This window comes from Streptomyces sp. NPDC086989 (assembly GCF_044745505.1).
GTDB lineage: Bacteria > Actinomycetota > Actinomycetes > Streptomycetales > Streptomycetaceae > Streptomyces.
Genome location: NZ_JBIVAL010000010.1, coordinates 19,213 through 37,898, shown reverse-complemented (window position 1 = coordinate 37,898; position 18,686 = coordinate 19,213). Strand labels below are relative to the sequence as shown.

At 72.5% G+C, this 18,686-nt stretch carries 17 protein-coding genes; 3 read left to right on the top strand and 14 right to left on the bottom strand.

All coding sequences use genetic code 11. The features are described from left to right. Positions 1-74 precede the first annotated feature (74 nt). Positions 75-1,163, bottom strand: coding sequence for a prephenate dehydrogenase (locus ACIPK4_RS24250; protein ID WP_402315854.1), 1,089 nt, complete (start codon positions 1,161-1,163; stop codon positions 75-77). A gap of 148 nt (positions 1,164-1,311) precedes the next feature. On the opposite strand from ACIPK4_RS24250, the gene ACIPK4_RS24245 reads away from it, so the two are divergent. The 3 genes from ACIPK4_RS24245 (at position 1,312) to ACIPK4_RS24235 (ending at position 2,957) form a co-directional block, all read left to right on the top strand. After that, positions 1,312-1,653 carry a DUF952 domain-containing protein gene (locus ACIPK4_RS24245; RefSeq protein WP_402315852.1) on the top strand — a complete coding sequence of 114 codons (342 nt, stop codon included), beginning with the start codon at positions 1,312-1,314 and terminating at the stop codon, positions 1,651-1,653. A 97-nt stretch (positions 1,654-1,750) separates the two neighbouring features. Further along, the gene (locus ACIPK4_RS24240; RefSeq protein ID WP_402315850.1) at positions 1,751-2,227 is read left to right on the top strand and encodes a Rieske (2Fe-2S) protein; all 477 of its coding nucleotides are present in this window, start codon (positions 1,751-1,753) and stop codon (positions 2,225-2,227) included. Between the two features lie 28 nt (positions 2,228-2,255). Further along, positions 2,256-2,957 (top strand): DNA polymerase beta superfamily protein, encoded by a 702-nt coding sequence (locus ACIPK4_RS24235; RefSeq protein ID WP_054222464.1) that lies wholly within the window; start codon positions 2,256-2,258, stop codon positions 2,955-2,957. Positions 2,958-3,037: 80 nt separating this feature from the next. Here ACIPK4_RS24235 and ACIPK4_RS24230 read toward each other — a convergent pair whose 3' ends face one another. The 13 genes from ACIPK4_RS24230 to ACIPK4_RS24170 all read right to left on the bottom strand — a co-directional run bounded on the left by ACIPK4_RS24230 (position 3,038) and on the right by ACIPK4_RS24170 (position 18,404). Beyond that, entirely contained in the window at positions 3,038-4,060 is a 1,023-nt protein-coding gene (locus ACIPK4_RS24230) for an ADP-ribosylglycohydrolase family protein (RefSeq protein ID WP_402315847.1), read from the bottom strand. Continuing rightward, a complete protein-coding gene (locus ACIPK4_RS24225) occupies positions 4,057-4,788 on the bottom strand; it encodes an NUDIX hydrolase (RefSeq protein ID WP_402315845.1) in 732 nt (243 codons plus the stop codon). Before ACIPK4_RS24225 ends, ACIPK4_RS24230 begins: the two co-directional genes overlap by 4 nt. Then, on the bottom strand, positions 4,785-5,873 hold the full coding sequence (locus ACIPK4_RS24220) for an AAA family ATPase (RefSeq protein WP_402315843.1): 1,089 nt from the start codon (positions 5,871-5,873) through the stop codon (positions 4,785-4,787). Before ACIPK4_RS24220 ends, ACIPK4_RS24225 begins: the two co-directional genes overlap by 4 nt. Further along, a complete protein-coding gene (gene pnuC, locus ACIPK4_RS24215; protein WP_402315841.1) occupies positions 5,870-6,469 on the bottom strand; it encodes a nicotinamide riboside transporter PnuC in 600 nt (199 codons plus the stop codon). The genes ACIPK4_RS24220 and pnuC overlap by 4 nt, the downstream gene beginning before the upstream one ends. Positions 6,470-6,596: 127 nt before the next feature. Beyond that, positions 6,597-7,886: a pseudouridine synthase gene (locus ACIPK4_RS24210; protein WP_402315839.1), complete on the bottom strand. Its 1,290-nt coding sequence runs from the start codon at positions 7,884-7,886 to the stop codon at positions 6,597-6,599. Next, entirely contained in the window at positions 7,886-8,515 is a 630-nt protein-coding gene (gene scpB, locus ACIPK4_RS24205; protein WP_054227643.1) for an SMC-Scp complex subunit ScpB, read from the bottom strand. The genes ACIPK4_RS24210 and scpB overlap by 1 nt, the downstream gene beginning before the upstream one ends. Further along, positions 8,512-9,528 (bottom strand): segregation/condensation protein A, encoded by a 1,017-nt coding sequence (locus ACIPK4_RS24200; protein ID WP_402315837.1) that lies wholly within the window; start codon positions 9,526-9,528, stop codon positions 8,512-8,514. The genes scpB and ACIPK4_RS24200 overlap by 4 nt, the downstream gene beginning before the upstream one ends. Positions 9,529-10,631: 1,103 nt before the next feature. Next, the gene (locus ACIPK4_RS24195) at positions 10,632-11,123 is read right to left on the bottom strand and encodes a hypothetical protein (RefSeq protein ID WP_402315835.1); all 492 of its coding nucleotides are present in this window, start codon (positions 11,121-11,123) and stop codon (positions 10,632-10,634) included. After that, positions 11,108-12,268 carry a ParA family protein gene (locus ACIPK4_RS24190; RefSeq protein WP_082411119.1) on the bottom strand — a complete coding sequence of 387 codons (1,161 nt, stop codon included), beginning with the start codon at positions 12,266-12,268 and terminating at the stop codon, positions 11,108-11,110. The genes ACIPK4_RS24195 and ACIPK4_RS24190 overlap by 16 nt, the downstream gene beginning before the upstream one ends. A gap of 325 nt (positions 12,269-12,593) precedes the next feature. Beyond that, positions 12,594-13,709 (bottom strand): alanine dehydrogenase, encoded by a 1,116-nt coding sequence (gene ald, locus ACIPK4_RS24185; RefSeq protein ID WP_054227645.1) that lies wholly within the window; start codon positions 13,707-13,709, stop codon positions 12,594-12,596. Between the two features lie 152 nt (positions 13,710-13,861). Beyond that, complete coding sequence (locus tag ACIPK4_RS24180) at positions 13,862-15,859, bottom strand: tetratricopeptide repeat protein (protein WP_402315832.1); 1,998 nt, start codon at positions 15,857-15,859, stop codon at positions 13,862-13,864. A 182-nt stretch (positions 15,860-16,041) separates the two neighbouring features. Continuing rightward, on the bottom strand, positions 16,042-16,671 hold the full coding sequence (locus ACIPK4_RS24175; protein ID WP_402316267.1) for an NUDIX domain-containing protein: 630 nt from the start codon (positions 16,669-16,671) through the stop codon (positions 16,042-16,044). An 89-nt stretch (positions 16,672-16,760) separates the two neighbouring features. Further along, positions 16,761-18,404 (bottom strand): CTP synthase, encoded by a 1,644-nt coding sequence (locus tag ACIPK4_RS24170; protein ID WP_054227646.1) that lies wholly within the window; start codon positions 18,402-18,404, stop codon positions 16,761-16,763. Between the last annotated feature and the right edge of the window lie 282 nt (positions 18,405-18,686).

The following is an 18,686-nucleotide window of genomic DNA, read 5'->3' as shown; positions in this document are numbered from 1 at the left end:
CCTCCCCAAGGTTACCGGCCCCGGACGCGGGCGCCGCCCAGTACCGGGGAGTACGGGGCGGGCGGCCCGGCGGACTACTGCTGGCGCAGCGCCCAGCCGCGTTCGCGCAGCTCCGCGGTGAGGGCGGCGGCCGCCCTCGGGTCGACCATCAGCTGGACGAGACCGGCCTGCTGGCCGGTGGCGTGCTCGATGCGGACGTCCTCGATGTTGACCCCGGCCCGCCCGGCGTCGGCGAAGATCCGCGCGAGCTCGCCCGGCTGGTCGCTGATCAGCACGGCGACCGTCTCGTACGCCATGGGCGCGGCTCCGTGCTTGCCCGGTACCCGTACGCGGCCGGCGTTGCCCCGCTTCAGGACGTCCTCGATGCCGGCCGCTCCGCCGCGCCGCTTGTCGACGTCCGCCGACTGGAGCCCGCGCAGGGCGTCGACCGTGGCCTCGAGGTCGGAGGCGATGCCGGCCAGGACGTCGGCCACCGGGCCCGGGTTCGCGGAGAGGATCTCCACCCACATCCGCGGATCGGAGGCGGCGATCCGCGTCACGTCGCGGATGCCCTGCCCGCACAGCCGCACAGCCGTCTCGTCGGCCTCCTCCAGGCGTGCGGCGACCATGCTGGACACCAGCTGCGGGGTGTGGGAGACGAGCGCCACCGCCCGGTCGTGCGCGTCGGCGTCCATGACCACGGGCACGGCCTTGCACAGGGCCACCAGTTCGAGCGCCAGATTGAGCACCTCGTGGTCGGTGTCCCGGGTCGGGGTCAGCACCCAGGGCCGGCCCTCGAAGAGGTCGGCCGTCGCGGCGAGCGGGCCCGACCGTTCCTTGCCCGCCATCGGGTGGGTGCCGATGTAGGGGGTGACGTCCACGCCGAGGGCCTCCAGCTCCCGTCGCGGGCCGCCCTTGACACTGGCGACGTCCACGTACGCCCGGGCCACTCCGCGGCCGATCGCGTCGGCGAGCGTCGCCGCCACGTGGGCCGGCGGCACGGCGACGATCGCGAGGTCGACCTGGCCGTCGGGGGCCTCGTCGGTGCCGGCGCCGAGGGCGGCGGCCGTACGGGCCTGGGCCGGATCGTGGTCGGCGAGGTGGACGGTGATCCCGCGTCCGGCCAGGGCGAGCGCCGCGGAGGTGCCGATCAGTCCGGTTCCGATGACGACGGCGGTTCTCACGGGGGCGCTCCAGGGATGCGGGTGACGAGTAACGGCAAGTCAGAGCCAGAGTAGCCAGCGCATGCGTCGAGGGGGCCCGGCAGCCCGTCATGTGGGACGAGGGCCGCCCCCGGCGCGCCGGGGGCGGCCCTGCGGTAGAACGATCGGCATGATCTTCCACATCGTGCCGCTCGCCGACTGGGCCGCCGCCCCCGAGCTCCCGTACGCCCCCTCCTCGCTCGACGCGGAGGGGTTCGTGCACTGCTCCGCCGACCGCCCGACGGTGCTCGCGATCGCGGACGCGCACTACCGCGACGTACCGGGTCCCCTGCTGGCCGTCGAGCTCGACGAGCGGGCCCTGACCTCGGAGGTCAGCCGCGAGGGTGAATCGGGCGGCCGCTACCCGCACGTCCACGGCCCGCTGGACCGGGCGGCCGTCGTCCGCGTCTGGGAGGTCGTCCGTACGCCGGGCGGCCCGGCGGAACTGGCCCCGTGGGAGCAGGGCTCCTGAGCGGCTCCCGCAACCGGGCGGCGCGGGGGCTTCTCCTGGGGGCCGGGAGACGCCAGGATGCTGCTCGCCATCCCGGACCCCCGATCGAGGAGCACCCATGAGCGACCCCACGCCGACGGCCCGACGCACGGTACTGGCGGCAGGAGCGGCCGTCGCGCTGGCCGGCGGCACGCTCACCGCGTGCGGCGGCGAGGAGAAGAACCCGAAGAGCGAGCAGGGCAGCCCCTCGACCCCGCAGGCGGCGGCCACGCCGTCCGCCTCGTCGGGGACGGGGACGGGGACGGGCAAGGCGCTCGTCAAGTCCTCGGCGGTCCCGGTGGGCGGCGGCACGGTCCTCAAGGAGGAGAAGCTGGTGGTGACCCAGCCCACGGCCGGGTCCTTCCGCTGCTTCACCGCGGTCTGCACGCACCAGGGCTGCCTGGTGAACAAGGTCGAGGCCGGCACCATCGACTGCCCCTGCCACGGCAGCAAGTTCCAGATCACGGACGGCGCGGTGGCCCACGGCCCGGCCACCCGCCCCCTGGCGGAGAAGCAGATCACCGTGGCCCCGGACGGGAATATCTCGCTCGCGTAGCGGATCCGCTCCCGCCTACGCTCCGGGGATGAACGCGCCGACGACAGCCCCGGAAGCCCTCGCCCTCGTACGCGACCACACGGTCTACGCATGCGTCATGGGATCGCGGGCGTTCGGTCTGGCGACGGAGGCGAGCGACACCGACCGGCGCGGCGTCTACGTCGCCCCGACCGCGCTGTTCTGGCGCTTCCGCAAGCCGCCGACGCACGTGGAGGGCCCGCGGGAGGAGGAGTTCTCCTGGGAGCTGGAGCGCTTCTGCGAACTCGCCCTGCGCGCCAACCCGAACATCCTGGAGTGCCTGCACTCCCCGCTGGTGGAACGGCTGACCCCGGTGGGTGAGGAACTCCTCTCCCTCCGGGAGGCCTTCCTGTCCCGCCGGGCCCACACCTCCTTCAGCCGGTACGCGGCCTCCCAGCACGCGAAACTCGTCGCGGACGTCCGCATCCACGGCGCCCCGCGCTGGAAGCACGCCATGCACCTGCTGCGCCTGCTCCTGTCCTGCCGGGACCTCCTGCGCACGGGCCGCCTGACGATCGACGTCACCGAGCACCGCGACCGGCTCCTGGCGGTCAGGCGCGGCGAACTGACCTGGGCCGAGGTCGACGCCTGGATGACCCGCCTGACGGCCGAGTCCGAGGCCGCCCTCGCCACCACCCCGCTCCCCGAAGACCCGGACCACGCCCGCGTGGAGGCCTTCCTGACCCGCACCCGCCGCGCATCGGCCGGCTAGTGCTGTGGCCTTCCCGGTCACAGCACCGGCGTCCGACGCGTCACGACGAGCTCATCGGGCGCGTCGGGCGCTTCGTACGGTCACGCGTCCCAGAGGGTGCCGAAGGCCAGGAGGTCCTCGCGGTACTCGATGCGGCCCTCCCAGTCCCGGGGCCAGACGTCCGCGCCGAGGTGGGCTCCCGCGAAGGCGCCGGCCAGGCAGGCGATCGAGTCCGAGTCGCCCTTCGTGCAGGCTGCGCGGCGCAGGGCCGTCAGGGGGTCCTCCGGGAAGAGGAGGAAGCACTGCAGGGCCGTGGCGAGGGCCTCTTCCGCGATCCAGCCGTCGCCCGTCGTCAGGCACGGGTCCGTCTCCGGGGACGGGGTCCGCAGGGCCGCGGCCAGCCGGTCCAGCGCCGCCAGGCATTCGTCCCAGCCCCGGGCGATGAACGACTCCGGGCTCGCGTCCGACGCCGTGCGCATCCACAGGTCGCCCAGCCACCGCTCGTGGTAGCGCGTGCGGTGGTGCAGGGCGTACGAGCGCAGCTGCCCGACCAGGCCCGTCACCTCGGCGCCCTGTGCGAGGAGGTACACCGCCCGCGCGGTCAGGTCGGAGGCCGCGAGCGCCGTCGGGTGGCCGTGGGTCAGGGCCGACTGGAGCTGGGCCGCGCCGGCCCGCTCCTCCTCCGTCCAGCCGGGGACGAGGCCCACCGGGGCCACCCTCATGTTCGCCCCGCAGCCCTTGGAGCCGATCTGGCTCGCGTCCCGCCAGTCCCGGGAGGGTTGGTTCAGCAGGCTGCACGCCCGCAGGCACGTGTTGCCGGGCGCCCTGTTGTTCTCCGGGGAGTGGTACCAGTCCACGAACTCCTCGCGGACCGGGCGCGTCAGGCGGAGCGGTCCCACGGGCCCGCGCTCCGTCGCCGTGCGTATTCCGCGCGCCAGCGCCAGCGTCATCTGGGTGTCGTCCGTGACGATGGCCGGGCGGGGCAGCCGCATCTCACGCCACGGGCCGGTCTTGGCCAGGATCGACGGGACGTCGTTGAACTCCGTCGGGAAGCCCAGCGCGTCGCCGAGGGCCAGGCCGATCAGGGCCCCCGTCGCCGCCCGCTTCTTCGGGGTCGCAGTCATGTCGCGTGTCCTTCCGTGGGACGGAGCAGGGGCGGGTGGAGGGCGGTCGCCGGGCCCGGCCGGTACAGCGCGGCCGGTTTGCCGCGGCCTCCGGTCAGGCGGGCCGCTCCCGGCACCGCCTCGACGAAGCCGGGTGTCGCCAGCACCTTGCGGCGGAAGTTGGGGCGGTCCAGGGCGGTGCCCCAGACCGTCTCGTAGACCGCCTGGAGCTCCCCCAGGGTGAATTCGGGCGGGCAGAACCCCCTGGCCAGGCAGGTGTATTCGAGTTTCGCGCCGATGCGGGAGCGGGCGTCGGACAGGATCAGCGCGTGGTCGAAGGCCAGCGGCCCGGTGGTCCCCACCGGCACCCAGCGCGCCCGGTCCGCATCGCCACCGCCCTCCGCCACCGGCTCCGGCATGTCCGGGACCAGGGCGGTGAAGGCCACGGAGACGACCCGCATCCGCGGATCGCGGTCCGGCTCGCTGTACGTGCGCAGCTGCTCCAGGTGGAGCGCGCCGACGACCGCCTCCGGCAGACCGGTCTCCTCGGCCAGTTCCCGGCGGGCCGCCGTCTCCGCCGACTCCCTGGGCAGCAGGAAGCCGCCGGGCAGCGCCCAGGCCCCCGCGTACGGGTCCTGGCCGCGGCGGATCAGCAGGACGTGCAGCGCGCCGCCGCGGACGGTGAACACCGCCAGGTCGACCGTCACCGCGAAGGGTTCGAAGGCGTGCGGGTCGTAGGCCGTCGTCATCGTCTCTCCGGCAGGGGGTCCGCGAAGTGCCAGCCCTCGCGGAGCAGTTCGTCGACCGCCTCGACCGCCGCCCTCAGCCGCGTCTCGTGATCGCCTCGTACGGTCAGGAAACGCCGCCCGGTGCGTTCGAGTTCCGCTCGGAAGCGGTCCGTCATCCAGGGCCTCAGGTGCTCGCCGTCGCGCAGGCCGTCGTCCTCGAAGGGGACGTCCGCGTGGTCCGTCAGCAGGTACAGGTGCCGGTGCGTCAGCGCGGCGGTCCTCTCGACCTCCTCGTTGCGGCCGCCCAGGTACCGCTCGTGCCAGATGCCGGTCGCGAAGGAGTCGGTGTCGCAGATCAGCACCGGGGAGCCCGTCCGGGCCGCACGCTCCTCCGCCGCGTCCTGCCGCCGCGCGATCACGGGGAACTCCGCCGAGGTGAAGGCCACGTCCTCCCAGGTCGCCGCCGGGTCCGCCGCGCGGGCCGCCGCGAGCTTCTCCTCGCTGTACGTGCGCCCGTACTCCGCGACCCAGCCCGTCGCGGCCCAGACCCCGCCGCGCGCCCGGTAGTGGTCCGCGAGGGCCCGCGACAGGGTCGTCGTACCGGTCGACTCGGCGCCGAGCACGACGATCCGCCGGGTCAGGGCGGCCCGTACGCCCGGCCCCAGGAACTCCCAGTACCCGGCCGGGTCGGCCCGTACGGCCGTGCCGGAGACGGGGAAGCGGGTGCGCCCGGGGTCCACGCAGACCTCCTCGGCCCCGAACCGCCGGGCGAGTTCGGTCCCGTACTCCTCCGAGGTGAAGACGGCGTCGACCGGGCCGGGCACCGCGCCCCGGAAGACCGCCATGTGCGCCTCCCAGACCGCCGGATCGTGCAGGTCGACCGGGATGTCGTCGACCGCGCCGACGACCTGTACCCCCGGGTGCGCCTCGCGCATCCACGCCACCCGGTCGGCGAGCGGCACCGATTCCACCGAGGCGGCGCACACCAGTACCGTCAGCCGTTCGCACTGCTCCTGGGCGGTGCGCACCAGGTGGTGGTGCCCGGCGTGCGGCGGGTAGAACTTGCCCAGCACCAGGCCGTGGGCGTAGCGCACCGCCGTGCTCATGCCGTGGCCCCCGCCGTCGTCGTACGGGCGCCGTCCGCCGGCATCGTGCGCCGCCAGCCGAGCAGACCCACCACGCACAGCGCGAGGAAGCCGGCGTACAGAGCCGAGGTGAGATACAGGCCCTTGTACGCGTACAGCGGGATGTAGACGAGGTCGGCGGCGATCCACAGCCACCACGACTCCAGGAGTTTGCGGCACTGGCCGTACGTGGCCATGAGCGAGAGCCCGGTGGTCAGCGCGTCCCAGAACGGGACGGTGGAGTCGGTGACCCGGCTCAGCAGCAGCGTGAGTCCGAGGACCCCCGCCGCCCCCGCCGCGCCCAGCGCGGCCCATTCGGTACGCGTGGTGCGGCGTACCGGAAGGGCCTGTGCGGAGCCTGGTCCACCCCCGTGGGTCCAGGTCCACCAGCCGAACGCGGCGAGGGCGACGAAGACGATCTGCAGTCCGGCGTCGGCGTACAGGCCGGACCGCACGAACAGCACGATGAAGAAGACGTTGTTGGCGATGCCGATCGGCCAGTTCGCGACGTGCTGCCGGGCGACGAGCCAGACGCACAGGGCTCCGGTGACGAAGCCCAGTATTTCGGTCCAGCTCATGGCGCCCGACCCCCTCGCTCTTTAATGGTCACGTTGACTATAAACAGTGAGGCGGGTCCCTGACAAGCGGAAAAGCCCGCAGCGCCACGGGGGCACTGCGGGCTTTTCGCTCGTCGGGGCGGACCGGCTACAGACCGACCTCGCGCATGAGCATGCCGACCTCGGTGTTCGTCAGGCGGCGCAGCCAGCCGGACTTCTGGTCGCCCAGCTCGATCGGGCCGAAGGAGGTCCGCACGAGCTTGTCGACGGGGAAGCCCGCCTCGGCCAGCATGCGGCGGACGATGTGCTTGCGGCCCTCGTGCAGGGTCACCTCGACCATGTAGTTCTTGCCGACCTGGTCGATGACCCGGAAGTTGTCGGCGCGGGCCCAGCCGTCCTCCAGCTCGATGCCGTCCTTGAGCCGCTTGCCGATGTCACGCGGCAGCGAGCCGGTGATCGCGGCGACGTACGTCTTCTTCACGCCGTACTTCGGGTGCGTGAGGCGGTGGGCCAGCTCGCCGTGGTTGGTGAGCAGGATGATGCCCTCCGTCTCGGTGTCGAGGCGGCCGACGTGGAAGAGACGGGTCTCACGGTTGGTGACGTAGTCACCGAGGCACTGACGGCCGTCCGGGTCCTCCATCGTGGAGACGACACCGGCGGGCTTGTTCAGCGCGAAGAACAGGTACGACTGGGTGGCGACCGTCAGGCCGTCCACCTTGATCTCGTCCTTCGGCTGCACGCGCTTGCCCTGCTCCAGCACGATCTCGCCGTTGACCTCGACGCGCGCCTGCTCGATGAGCTCCTCGCACGCACGGCGCGAGCCCATGCCGGCACGGGCGAGCACCTTCTGCAGGCGCTCGCCCTCCTGCTCCGCGCCCGGGAAGGTCTTCGGGGTCTTGATCACCGGCTTGTCCGCGTACCGGTCGCGCACGCGCTCCTCGATCCGCGCGTCCAGCTCGCGGGGACGCGACTGACCGCTGCGGCTGCCCGGGCCGCGGCGCGGGCCGCCGGCCCCGCCGATGCCGGGGGTCTTGGCGCCACGGGGGCCGCCCTTGGCGCCGCCGCGCGCCGCGTCGCCGCGGGCACCGCCGCGGCTGCGCTCGCCCTCGGGGCCGACGTCGTAGCGGCGCTCCTCGGGACGGGGGTTGCGGGGGCGCTGCGGGGCCTGGTCACGGTCACGGTCGCGCGGGGCGCCCGAGCCGGAGCCACCGCCGTAACCGCCGCCGGAGCTCCCGCCGCGGTAGCCACCGCCGGAGGAGGAGCCGCCGCGGTAGCCACCGCCGCCGGAGCCGCCACGCTGGCCGCCTCCACCGGAGGAGCTGCCGCCGCGGTAGCCACCGCCGCCGGAGGAGGAGCCGCCGCGGGAGTTACCGCGCCCGCCGCCACTGCCGCCGCTGTTCCTGTTACCGCCGCCGTTGCCGTTGCCGCTGCTTCGCATCAAAGTTCCGTCGTCTTGTCGTCTTCATCGGTATCCGGTGCATCCGGATCGAACGACGGAACACCCTCTTGCGTCTCGGCTTCGATCGCGTCCGCCTCGGGGAGGAAGGGCGCGAGCTCCGGGAGCTCGTCCAGGCCGCGCAGGCCCATCCGCTCCAGAAAGTAGTTCGTCGTCCTGTACAGGATCGCACCTGTTTCGGGTTCCGTGCCCGCCTCGGCCACCAGACCGCGCTGGAGCAGGGTCCGCATGACCCCGTCGCAGTTCACTCCGCGGACCGCCGAGACCCGCGATCGACTCACCGGCTGTCGGTACGCGACCACCGCCAGGGTCTCCAGGGCGGCCTGGGTCAGCCGGGCCTGCTGGCCGTCCAGCACGAAGCGCTCGACGGCGGCGGAGTACTCCGCGCGGGTGTAGAAGCGCCAGCCGCCGGCGACGAGCCGCAGCTCGAAACCGCGGCCCTGCACGGTGTACTCGTCGGCCAGCTCGCGCAAGGCGTCCGCGACCTCGCGCGGGGTGCGGTCCAGCACCTTGGCGAGGTGCGCCTCGGTCGCGGGCTCGTCCACGACCATGAGGACGGCCTCCAGGGCGGGCTTCAGCGCCAGGGCCGCCACGGCGCTCTCCGTCGTCATTCCTTGACCTCCACGATCCGGTCGAACTCGTCGGTCACCTTCGGCATCCCGTCACCGTCGCCGCCGCTCCAGCGGACGGTGAGCGTCCGCAGCGCCTCCTCCTGGTCGAGGACCACCGCCCTCTCCCGGTAGAGCTCCAGGAGGGCCAGGAAGCGGGCGACGACGGTGAGGGTGTCGCCCACGCCCTCGGTCAGCTCCGCGAAGGTGGCCTCGCCGCGCGCCTTGAGCAGGGCGACCACGACGGCGGCCTGCTCGCGCACGCTGACCAGCGGGGCGTGGATGTGGTCGACGTAGACCTGCGGCTTGGCCTTGGGCTGCATGGCCTTGACCGCCAGCCGGGCGAAGCCGTCCGCACCGATGCCGATGACGACCTCGGGGAGCAGCTCGGCATGGTGGTCCTCCAGGCCGACGGTACGGGGGTGACGGCGGCCCTCGTCGGCGGCGCGGCGATCGAAGATCTCGGCGATCTGCTTGTACGCGCGGTACTGGAGCAGCCGGGCGAACAGCAGGTCGCGGGCCTCCAGCAGGGCGAGGTCGGCCTCGTCCTCGACCTCGGCTGCGGGGAGCAGGCGGGCCGCCTTGAGGTCGAGCAGGGTCGCGGCCACGACGAGGAACTCGGTGGTCTGGTCGAGGTCCCAGTCCGGGCCCATCGCGCGGATGTGCGCCATGAACTCGTCGGTGACCTTGGAGAGGGCGACTTCGGTGACGTCGAGCTTGTGCCGGGAGATCAGCTGGAGCAGCAGGTCGAAGGGCCCTTCGAAGTTGGCGAGCCGCAAGGTGAACCGCCCGCCGGCCTCCGCCGCGCCCTCCCCTGCGCCCTCCACAGGCCCCTGCGGGGCCCCTGCGGGGGCGTCAGCGACCTCAGGGGCCCCGGCGGCCCCTTCGCCCGACTCGCCCGTCACGGGCCCCTCAGCGGGCGCATGCGGCTCTTGCGGCTCGGTCGACACCAGGGCACCCGGCCCGCGGCCCAGACTGCGGCGAGCGGGGCGGCCGGGATCGGCGGGAAGGGGCATGACGGTCCAAGGCAGTACGGAGCGGGCGGCCCCAAGCCTCCCACGCCCACACCACCCGCAGCCCCCGAGCACGACCGAAACCCGAACCCCTCCCGTCCGGAGGGTGGCGGGCGGCCGCCCCTGGCCGGGATGCGGCTCCCCACCGGGAGGGTGGCGGGCGGAAACCCCGGGCCGGGATACGGCTCCCCACCGGGAGGGTGGTGAGCGGAAGCCCCCGGGCCGGGGCACGCGAATGAGGACGGAAGGGTGGGGCGGAAGCCACACGGACCGGAGCGCGACAACCGCACCGGAGGTGCCCTCAAGGCAGGCCTGCTGGCCCGCCCTCCCCGCCTACCGACAGCCCGTCACGGGCCCTCCCCCCGGCTGCGCCACCCCTCACCACAGCTGAGAGAACCCACACACCGCAACACACCGGACAGACCCGACACCAGCCACCGTCACGACAACCCGGACGAGTCACCCGCGCCGCCACGAAGCAGCAGGCCCATCCACGCCCCCGTCACAACAGGACAAAGCGGGAAGCCACTGCCCGCGGCACGCAACCCGTCCACGTCAGTGCCGGTCACGACCGCCCTCCCACCGGGAGGGGTGGCCGGCACGGCCGGGGTGAAGCGTGCGGGCCGCAGCCACGCGGACGTCTTCACCCCGTGGTCGGTCATCGCGGTGGCGTCCGGGCCGCGGGCACAGACGGGGCCGGCACACGGGACGGAACTACGACGGAGGCGCCGTAAGGCTCAGGAAAGCCGGCCCGCAGGCCGCAAACAAGCGCACGCCCCACGGCCAGGGGCGGCTGCAGGCCACCCGACGGAGCATCCCCCCGCACACCACCGACACCGACCCGCAAAAACCACCACCATCACCACCCAGCAGCTTCAGAGCCCCCGCCCCCGCAACGCCACCGGCACCACCACCAGCGACCGCCAGCCACCGCCCCCGCGAAGCCACCGACGCAACCGAACCGTCGCCGCGCCCCGCAACGCCACCGCCCCCGCAACGCCACCGGCTCCCCCGACCAGCCCAGGGCCGACCGCCCCCGCGAAGCCGCCGCCGATACCGCCCCAAGGCCACCGCCCCGGCTGCGCCGGCACGTCGCCGGAGGCGGGTCAGCGGCCGCGGAGTCTGCGGACCAGGATGCTCGCGTCGCCGCGGGACTCCAGGTCCGCCAGGACCACGGCCACCGCCTCGCGGACGATGCGTCCGCGGTCCACCGCCAGCCCGTGTTCGCCGCGCAGCACCAGCCGCGCGTGCTCCAGGTCCATCAGCTCCTCGGCGGAGACGTAGACCGTGATCTTCTCGTCGTGCCGTTCCCGCCCGCTGGGCCTGCGGTTCGCACCGCGGCCCTGGCCCTTGCCCCGCCGGGATTCCGGACTGACAGAACCTTCCTGCGGGCGGCGGGGTGCACCCACCACCGGCTCCGTGCCGGCCGCCGCCTCCCGGCTGCGACCCTCGCCCGCCGCGCCCTCCGCCGACGCCGCCGCATGTTCCCCGGCGGGTGACTCCTCCGGGCCCCGCCTCGGCGAGGACGACTGGAGCGCCATCCCCCCGGTCGTACGGAAGAGTTCGTCGGCCCCGGGCAGACTCACTCGGCGTGACACCGGGCGAGCACCTCCCTGGCCAGCTGGCGATAGGCGGCGGCCCCGACGGAGTTGGAGGCGTACGTGGTGATCGGCTCGCCGGCGACCGTGGTCTCCGGGAAGCGCACCGTGCGGCCGATGACCGTGTGGTAGACGTGGTCGTCGAAGGCCTCGACGACGCGCGCCAGCACCTCACGGCTGTGCACCGTACGGGAGTCGTACATCGTGGCGAGGATGCCGTCGAGCTCCAGCTCGGGGTTGAGCCGCTCCTGCACCTTCTCGATGGTCTCGGTCAGCAGTGCCACACCGCGCAGCGCGAAGAACTCGCACTCCAGCGGCACGATGACCTTGTGAGCCGCCGTCAGGGCGTTCACGGTCAGCAGACCGAGCGAGGGCTGACAGTCGATCACGATGTAGTCGTAGTCCGCCATCAGCGGTTTCAGCGCCCGCTGCAGCGTCGACTCTCTCGCGACCTCGCTGACCAACTGCACTTCGGCAGCGGACAGGTCGATGTTGCTCGGCAGCAGGTCCATGTTGGGGACCGCCGTCTTGAGCAGGACCTCGTCGGCCGACATGCCCCGCTCCATGAGCAGGTTGTAGACCGTCAGGTCGAGTTCCATCGGGTTCACGCCGAGGCCCACGGACAGTGCGCCCTGCGGGTCGAAGTCGACGAGCAGCACGCGGCGCCCGTACTCGGCGAGTGCGGCGCCCAGGTTGATGGTCGACGTGGTCTTGCCCACGCCGCCCTTCTGGTTGCACATCGCGATGATCTTCGCCGGACCGTGGTCGGTCAGCGGACCCGGGATCGGGAAGTACGGCAGCGGCCGTCCGGTCGGGCCGATCCGCTCCCGGCGCTGGCGGGCAGCGTCGGGGGCGAGGGTGGCCGCGTACTCGGGGTCGGGCTCGTACTCGGCGTCCGGGTCGTAGAAGTGCCCTTCGGGCACGTTTTCGTAGTCGGCGAAACCCACGGGCTTTTCGCCGCTCAGGTCGCCGGCCCTGGAGTTCACGTCTAGGCCGTCCATGCTCTTTTGGGGCGTCGTCATGTGCTGGTGGTTTGCGAAGGTGCGGACTGCGACGGAGCCGACCGCTTCGAGCCCGGCGGGTCCTTGGCCCCGGTCAGGCGTCCCTGCTCGACCACCTCCGGGAGCAAATGTCGACTCATTCACAAGTCGTCTTACCTCCTCGGACGTGACCAGGACACTTATCGATAGGTCAGCGTGGCACCATGCCGACGGTTGGCGACTCTATGGCGTGTCACCACTCAGCGGCAACACAATCCGTCGGACCGGCAACGATGTGTCGGCAACCGAACACCACTCTGTCAAGGGCGTCCGGGCTGTCGTCGCGAAGTTTCGCGGGTGTGCGAAAGGGTTAAAGGGTTACGTTCGAGGCGAGTTGAGCCACCCCCGCGCGTACCCCGAAAACGCCTCCGGCCGGACCTTGGGGCAAGGTCCGGCCGGATACGTGAGATTGACGTCAGTCGTTGACGCTTCAGCCGAGCAGCGCGCCCAGCTCAAGGGTCGGGAGGCCGTGGGCCTCGGCGACCGGACCGTAAACGACCTGACCCTCATGGGTGTTGAGGCCCAGCGCCAGGGCGGGGTCACGGCGCAGCGCCTCGACCCAGCCGAGGTTCGCGAGCTGCACGATGTAGGGCAGGGTCGCGTTGGTCAGCGCGTAGGTGGAGGTGTTCGGCACCGCGCCCGGCATGTTGGCGACGCAGTAGAAGACCGAGTTGTGGACCTGGAAGGTCGGCTCGGCGTGGGTGGTCGGACGGGAGTCCTCGAAGCAGCCGCCCTGGTCGATCGCAATGTCGACAAGGACACTTCCGGGCTTCATCTTGGCGACGAGCTCGTTGGTGACCAGCTTCGGCGCCTTCGCACCCGGGATCAGCACGGCACCGATGACGAGGTCGGCCTCGACGACGGCCTTCTCCAGCTCGTAGGCGTTGGAGACGATCGTCTTGATCTTCGTGCCGAAGATCTTGTCGGCCTCGCGGAGCTTGTTGATGTCCTTGTCGAGCAGGGTCACGTGGAAGCCCATGCCGATGGCGATCTGCGCGGCGTTCCAGCCGGAGACGCCGCCGCCGATGACCACGCACTCGCCGGCGTGGGTGCCGGGGACACCGCCGGGGAGCACGCCGCGGCCGCCGGCCGAGCGCATCAGGTGGTAGGCGCCGACCTGCGGGGCCAGACGGCCCGCGACCTCGGACATCGGGGCGAGCAGCGGGAGCGCGCGGTTGGCGAGCTCGACCGTCTCGTACGCGATGGCGGTGGTGCCGGACTCCAGGAGGGCGTCCGTGCACTCGCGGGAGGCCGCCAGGTGCAGGTAGGTGAAGAGGGTCTGGTCCTTGCGGAGGCGGTGGTACTCCTCGGCGATGGGCTCCTTGACCTTCAGCAGCAGGTCGGCGGTCGCCCAGACCTCGTCGGCGGTGCCGAGGATCTCGGCACCGGCGGCGACGTACTCCGCGTCCGTGATCGAGGAGCCGACACCGGCGTTCTGCTCGATGAAGACCTGGTGGCCGTTGCGGACCAGCTCATGCACGCCGGCGGGCGTGATGGCGACCCGGAACTCGTTGTTCTTGACCTCGCGGGGGATGCCGACCTTCATCGTCGATCACGGTCCTTGGCTCAGGGGATATTACGGGGCACTTTCATACATACCCGCCCACAAGAACGCGCAACGGGATGCACCACGGGATGTCGTGGTGAAGCCAGTCTAATGAAGGACGACGCGCTGTCTAGCCTTGCAAACCAATAATCTCAGTCGGAACCACTACGGATTTCGCAGGCTGCGGGGTCGTCTCCCAGCAATCTGTCGGCCGCAGAGCGGTGCAGCCTCGCGGCAGCGGGGTCGCCGAGCCTGTCCAGCGTGTCGGCCAGCCGCACCTGGAGCGCGGCCTGAAGCCGCAGGTCTCCGGCCCGGCGCGCGAGCTCCACCGCCTCGCGGCAGGTGTGCAGCGATTCCTCGGGCCGCCCGGCGTACTCCTGGATTCGCGCCATCTCGCTCAACGCCTTTGCCTGGCCCGGCACATCGGCCAGTTTCCGGTACCCCGCGGCGGCGGTCCGCCAGCTGCGCAGCGCGTCCCCGTAGCGGCCCGCGTACGTGTGCACGTTGCCGAGCCGTCCGTACAGCCGGGCCTCGTCCGCGCGCTCCCCGCGCGCCAGGGCCTGGGCCAGCGCCCGGCCGAACCAGTCGGCGGCACGGTGCCAGTCGGCGAGCTCCTGGTAGGCGCCCCCTACGGATTCCATCGCCCGTCCGGTGGCGTACGGGTCGTTCGCGGCCCGTCCCGCGTCCAGCGCGGCCCGGTAGCGCTCCAGGGCCTCCTGGGTGCGGCCGGTCTCGGCGTCCAGGTCGGCCAGGTTCAGCAGGGCCGCGGCCTGCTCCCGGTACAGGCTGCGGCGCTCGGCCACGTCCAGGACCAGGCGGTGCAGCCCGTACAGCTCGGGGGCGGCCCCTGCGGTGCCGCGGTGCTCCGCGAGGGCCCGTACGAGGGCTGCGACCAGCCGACGGGCCAGGGTGTCCAGCCCGCCGTCGGCGACGGCCAGCGCGGCGGCCGCGGACAGCGCGGGCAGCCGGGTGTCGAGCCAGGTGGCGGCAGCCCGCCGGTCGGGGAAGCGCAGCGCGCGCGGCAGTCCCTCCAGCTTCTCCGGCCCGAGCAGGCGGGGGCCCGCGCCTTCCCCACCCCCCTCCCCCTCGCCGGTTTCGGCCATGAGCCGGCAGGAGTGCAGCAGGCGTACGGTGCGCTCCAGCATGCGGGCGCGGGCCAGCTGGACCTCGGCGGTGCGCTCCTTGGCCTCCAGCAGGGCCTGGATCAGCGGTGCGAGGCAGCCGGGCAGCAGGAAGAGCCCGTCGGAGGCGTGCCGCACGAGGCCCAGTCCGGCGAAGTCCTCCAGGGTGGACTGCGCGGCGGCCACGGAGCAGCCGGCGAGGGCGGAGGCGGTGTGCGAGTCGACGATGCCCGCGGGGGCGAGCGGCAGCAAGCGGAGGGTCCGCTGGGCGGGCTGCGGCAGGGACTCGTAGACGAGCCGGAAGGCGCGGCCCAGCGGGCCGCTGGTGCCGGGGGGCATCTCGTGGAGCTGTTTGGCCACGTCGGCGACGGCGGCCTTGGGGTGGGCCGCGAGCCAGCCGCCGGCCAGGGCCAGCGCGGCGGGCTGCCCTCCGCACTCCTCGACGAGGGCCTCGGCGGCGAGGGGGTCGACCGCGATGCGGGTGTCGCCGATGCGCTGGACGAGCATCTGGACCCCGGAGGGGGTGTCGAGCCCCCCGAGGGTGCAGGGGCGGACATCCGGAATCCCGGTGAGCGGCCCCTCGGCGGTGATGACGACGAGGCATTCGGGGGTGTCCGGCAGCAGCGCGTCGACCTGGTACGGGTCGGCGGCGTCGTCGACGAGGAGGATCGTGCGCCGTCCGGTGAGGGCGGCGCGCAGCGCGGAGCTCAGTTCGTCCTCGGCGGCGCCGGGGGGCGTGGCCTCGCCCAGCCCCTCCAGCAGGGTCCGGATCGCCCGCTCGGTGGCCACGGTCTCCCCGCCCGGGGTGGTGAGGCGGACCCTGAGCACCCCGTCGGGGTAGTCTTCGGCGACCTCGCGCACGAACGCCTCGGCCAGGGCGGTGCGCCCCGACCCGGGCCGGCCGGCGACGAGCAGCACGCGCGCCCTGGGCGATTTGGCCTTGCGTCCCGAGAGGGTGTCGAGCCCGGTCCGTGCGATGTCCTCGCGCAGCTCCTTGAGCTCACGCCGCCGCCCGACGAAATCCGTCACGGATCCGCTCCTCTCCCTGCCTTCGGGTTGCGAGCGTAGTTCACGCAGAGCGACGACCCGTGTGGAGCGCGGCCTGGGGATCGCCCGATCGGATCAGCGGATGGTCACACCGCGGGTTCGTTCGGCCCAGCCGGGTCGGCGCGTCCGCCCCGCGGGCGGTGCCGCGCCGGCCCGGCGGCCGGTCAGGCCTCGTAGGGGCGGGCCGGCCAGGGGGCCAGGGCGGGGCGGAGGGAGTCGATGCCGCCCGGGGCGGCCTGGGCCGCGGAGAGCGCCAGCACGCCCGTGACCAGGCCGGGGTTGCCGAGTCGCCCCTCCAGCACGCCGCGTACGAGGTCGGCCAGCGGAACGCGGGCGATCTCCATGTCCGCCTCCTCCTCCGAGACCTCGTACCGCGCGCCCTCCGCCTCGGACAAGCCACGGGCGAGGAAGATCCGGATCGCCTCGTCCGATCCGCCGGGGGAGGCGAAGAAGTCGGCGAGGACCCGCCAGTCCTCGGCCTTGACGTGTGCCTCCTCGTACAGTTCCCGCTGGGCCGCGTGCAGCGGGTTCTCGCCGGGTACGTCGAGCAGCCCCGCGGGGAGCTCCCACAGCCTGTGCCGTACCGGGTGTCGGTACTGGCGCAGCACGAGCACGTGCCCGTCCTCGTCGAGCGCCAGCACGCACACCGAGCCCGGGTGCACCTGGTAGTCGCGGCGCACCACCGCTCCGTCCGGCATGCTCACCTGGTCCGAGCGGACCGACGTCTTCGCGCCCTCGAACGGGGTCCGTGAGGCGATGACCTCCCACGACTCCCCGTTGTCCGCGATGCCCATGGCCATGATCCGTACCCCGTGTCCTTCCGAGAACGCGACAGCCGGGGCAAGATCCTTGCCCCGGCCGTCTACGTTATGCGGTCAGACCGTCACTTGGCCTTCGCGGCCTGCTGGCGCTCCACCGCGGCCTTGACCAGGCCCGCGAACAGCGGGTGCGGCCGGGTCGGGCGGGAGCGCAGCTCCGGGTGGGCCTGGGTGGCCACCAGGTAGGGGTGCACCTCGCGCGGGTACTCGACGTACTCGACGAGCTTGTTGTCCGGGGAGGTGCCGGAGAAGACGAGGCCCGCCTTCTTCTCCAGCTCGCCGCGGTAGGCGTTGTTGACCTCGTAGCGGTGGCGGTGGCGCTCGTCCACGTACGCCTGGTCGCCGTAGACCTCGCGGACGATGGAGCCCTCCGCGAGCTTCGCCGGGTACATGCCCAGGCGCATCGTTCCGCCCAGGTCGCCCGCGCCCTCGACGAAGGCCAGCTGCTCCTCCATCGTGGAGATCACCGGGTGCGGGGTGGAGGCGTCGAACTCGGTGGAGTTGGCCTCCGCGATGCCCGCGAGGTTGCGCGCGGCCTCGATCACCACGCACTGCAGGCCCAGGCACAGGCCGAGCAGCGGGATCCTGTTCTCGCGGGCGTAGGTGATCGCGCCGACCTTGCCGTTCACGCCGCGGTCGCCGAAGCCGCCGGGCACGCAGATCGCGTCGACGTCGGACAGCTGCGCGGCGGCGCCGGCCGGGGTCTTGCAGTCGTCGGAGGTGACCCACTTGATCTGGACGCGGGCCTTGTTGGCGAAGCCGCCGGCGCGCAGCGCCTCGGTCACCGACAGGTAGGCGTCGGGCAGGTCGATGTACTTGCCGACGAGCGCGACCTTGACCTCGTGGTCGGGGTTGTGGACGCGGTCCAGCAGGTCCTCCCACACCGTCCAGTCCACGTCGCGGAACGGCAGGTCGAGCTTGCGCACGACGTACGCGTCGAGGCCCTCGGTGTGCAGCACCTTCGGGATGTCGTAGATCGACTTGGCGTCGATCGCGGCGACCACGGCCGCCTCGTCCACGTCGCACATCAGCGAGATCTTGCGCTTGATGGAGGTGGGGACGTCGCGGTCGGCGCGCAGCACGATCGCGTCGGGCTGGATGCCGATGTTGCGCAGGGCCGCGACCGAGTGCTGGGTCGGCTTGGTCTTGAGCTCGCCGGAGGGGCCGATGTAGGGCAGCAGCGAGATGTGCACGACGAAGACGTTGTCGCGGCCGACCTCGTGGCGGACCTGGCGGACGGTCTCCAGGAACGGCAGCGACTCGATGTCGCCGACGGTGCCGCCGACCTCGGTGATGACGACGTCGACGTCCTCGGTCGCCATGCGGCGGATGCGGTGCTTGATCTCGTTGGTGATGTGCGGGATGACCTGCACGGTGTCACCGAGGTACTCGCCGCGGCGCTCCTTGGCGATGACCGTGTTGTAGACCTGGCCGGTGGTGACGTTGGCCGAGCCGTCGAGGTCGACGTCGAGGAAGCGCTCGTAGTGGCCGATGTCCAGGTCGGTCTCGGCGCCGTCGTTGGTGACGAACACCTCGCCGTGCTGGAACGGGTTCATCGTGCCCGGGTCGACGTTCAGGTACGGGTCGAGCTTCTGCATCGTGACCCGGAGGCCGCGCGCCTTGAGCAGCGCACCCAGGCTCGAGGCCGTCAGGCCCTTGCCGAGGGAGGAGGCGACACCCCCGGTGACGAAGATGTGCTTGGTCGTCATGGCTGTGCTCGCCAAGAGGGGGCTCCCGTGGTCGCGAAGTGAGGTGCGGTGCGTCCGGCGCCGGCCATCTCGAACCGGAGGCTCTCAGGGGGCGCCGAAGCTGCGGTTTCGGGGCTCCTGATTCGCACAGGCAGACCACCGGTCCACGGGGTACCAGCCTATCAGCGCCCGGGCCCGTCCGCCTCCGGGCACGCGCCGCCACGAGTGCTCGACGCAGCGCCACCGGCCGTCCCGCGGCCGGTCACACCGCAGTTGCCGCTGGTCACCCGTTTGGTCGAGTCA

Coding starts and splice junctions, on each gene's coding strand:
- ACIPK4_RS24245 (WP_402315852.1), top strand. CDS start 1,312: ATGATCTTCCACATCGTGCCGCTCGCCGACTGGGCCGCCGCCCCCGAG.
- ACIPK4_RS24240 (WP_402315850.1), top strand. CDS start 1,751: ATGAGCGACCCCACGCCGACGGCCCGACGCACGGTACTGGCGGCAGGA.
- ACIPK4_RS24235 (WP_054222464.1), top strand. CDS start 2,256: ATGAACGCGCCGACGACAGCCCCGGAAGCCCTCGCCCTCGTACGCGAC.
- ACIPK4_RS24230 (WP_402315847.1), bottom strand. CDS start 4,060: ATGACTGCGACCCCGAAGAAGCGGGCGGCGACGGGGGCCCTGATCGGC.
- ACIPK4_RS24225 (WP_402315845.1), bottom strand. CDS start 4,788: ATGACGACGGCCTACGACCCGCACGCCTTCGAACCCTTCGCGGTGACG.
- ACIPK4_RS24220 (WP_402315843.1), bottom strand. CDS start 5,873: ATGAGCACGGCGGTGCGCTACGCCCACGGCCTGGTGCTGGGCAAGTTC.
- pnuC (WP_402315841.1), bottom strand. CDS start 6,469: ATGAGCTGGACCGAAATACTGGGCTTCGTCACCGGAGCCCTGTGCGTC.
- ACIPK4_RS24210 (WP_402315839.1), bottom strand. CDS start 7,886: ATGCGAAGCAGCGGCAACGGCAACGGCGGCGGTAACAGGAACAGCGGC.
- scpB (WP_054227643.1), bottom strand. CDS start 8,515: ATGACGACGGAGAGCGCCGTGGCGGCCCTGGCGCTGAAGCCCGCCCTG.
- ACIPK4_RS24200 (WP_402315837.1), bottom strand. CDS start 9,528: ATGCCCCTTCCCGCCGATCCCGGCCGCCCCGCTCGCCGCAGTCTGGGC.
- ald (WP_054227645.1), bottom strand. CDS start 13,709: ATGAAGGTCGGCATCCCCCGCGAGGTCAAGAACAACGAGTTCCGGGTC.
- ACIPK4_RS24175 (WP_402316267.1), bottom strand. CDS start 16,671: ATGGGCATCGCGGACAACGGGGAGTCGTGGGAGGTCATCGCCTCACGG.
- ACIPK4_RS24170 (WP_054227646.1), bottom strand. CDS start 18,404: ATGACGACCAAGCACATCTTCGTCACCGGGGGTGTCGCCTCCTCCCTC.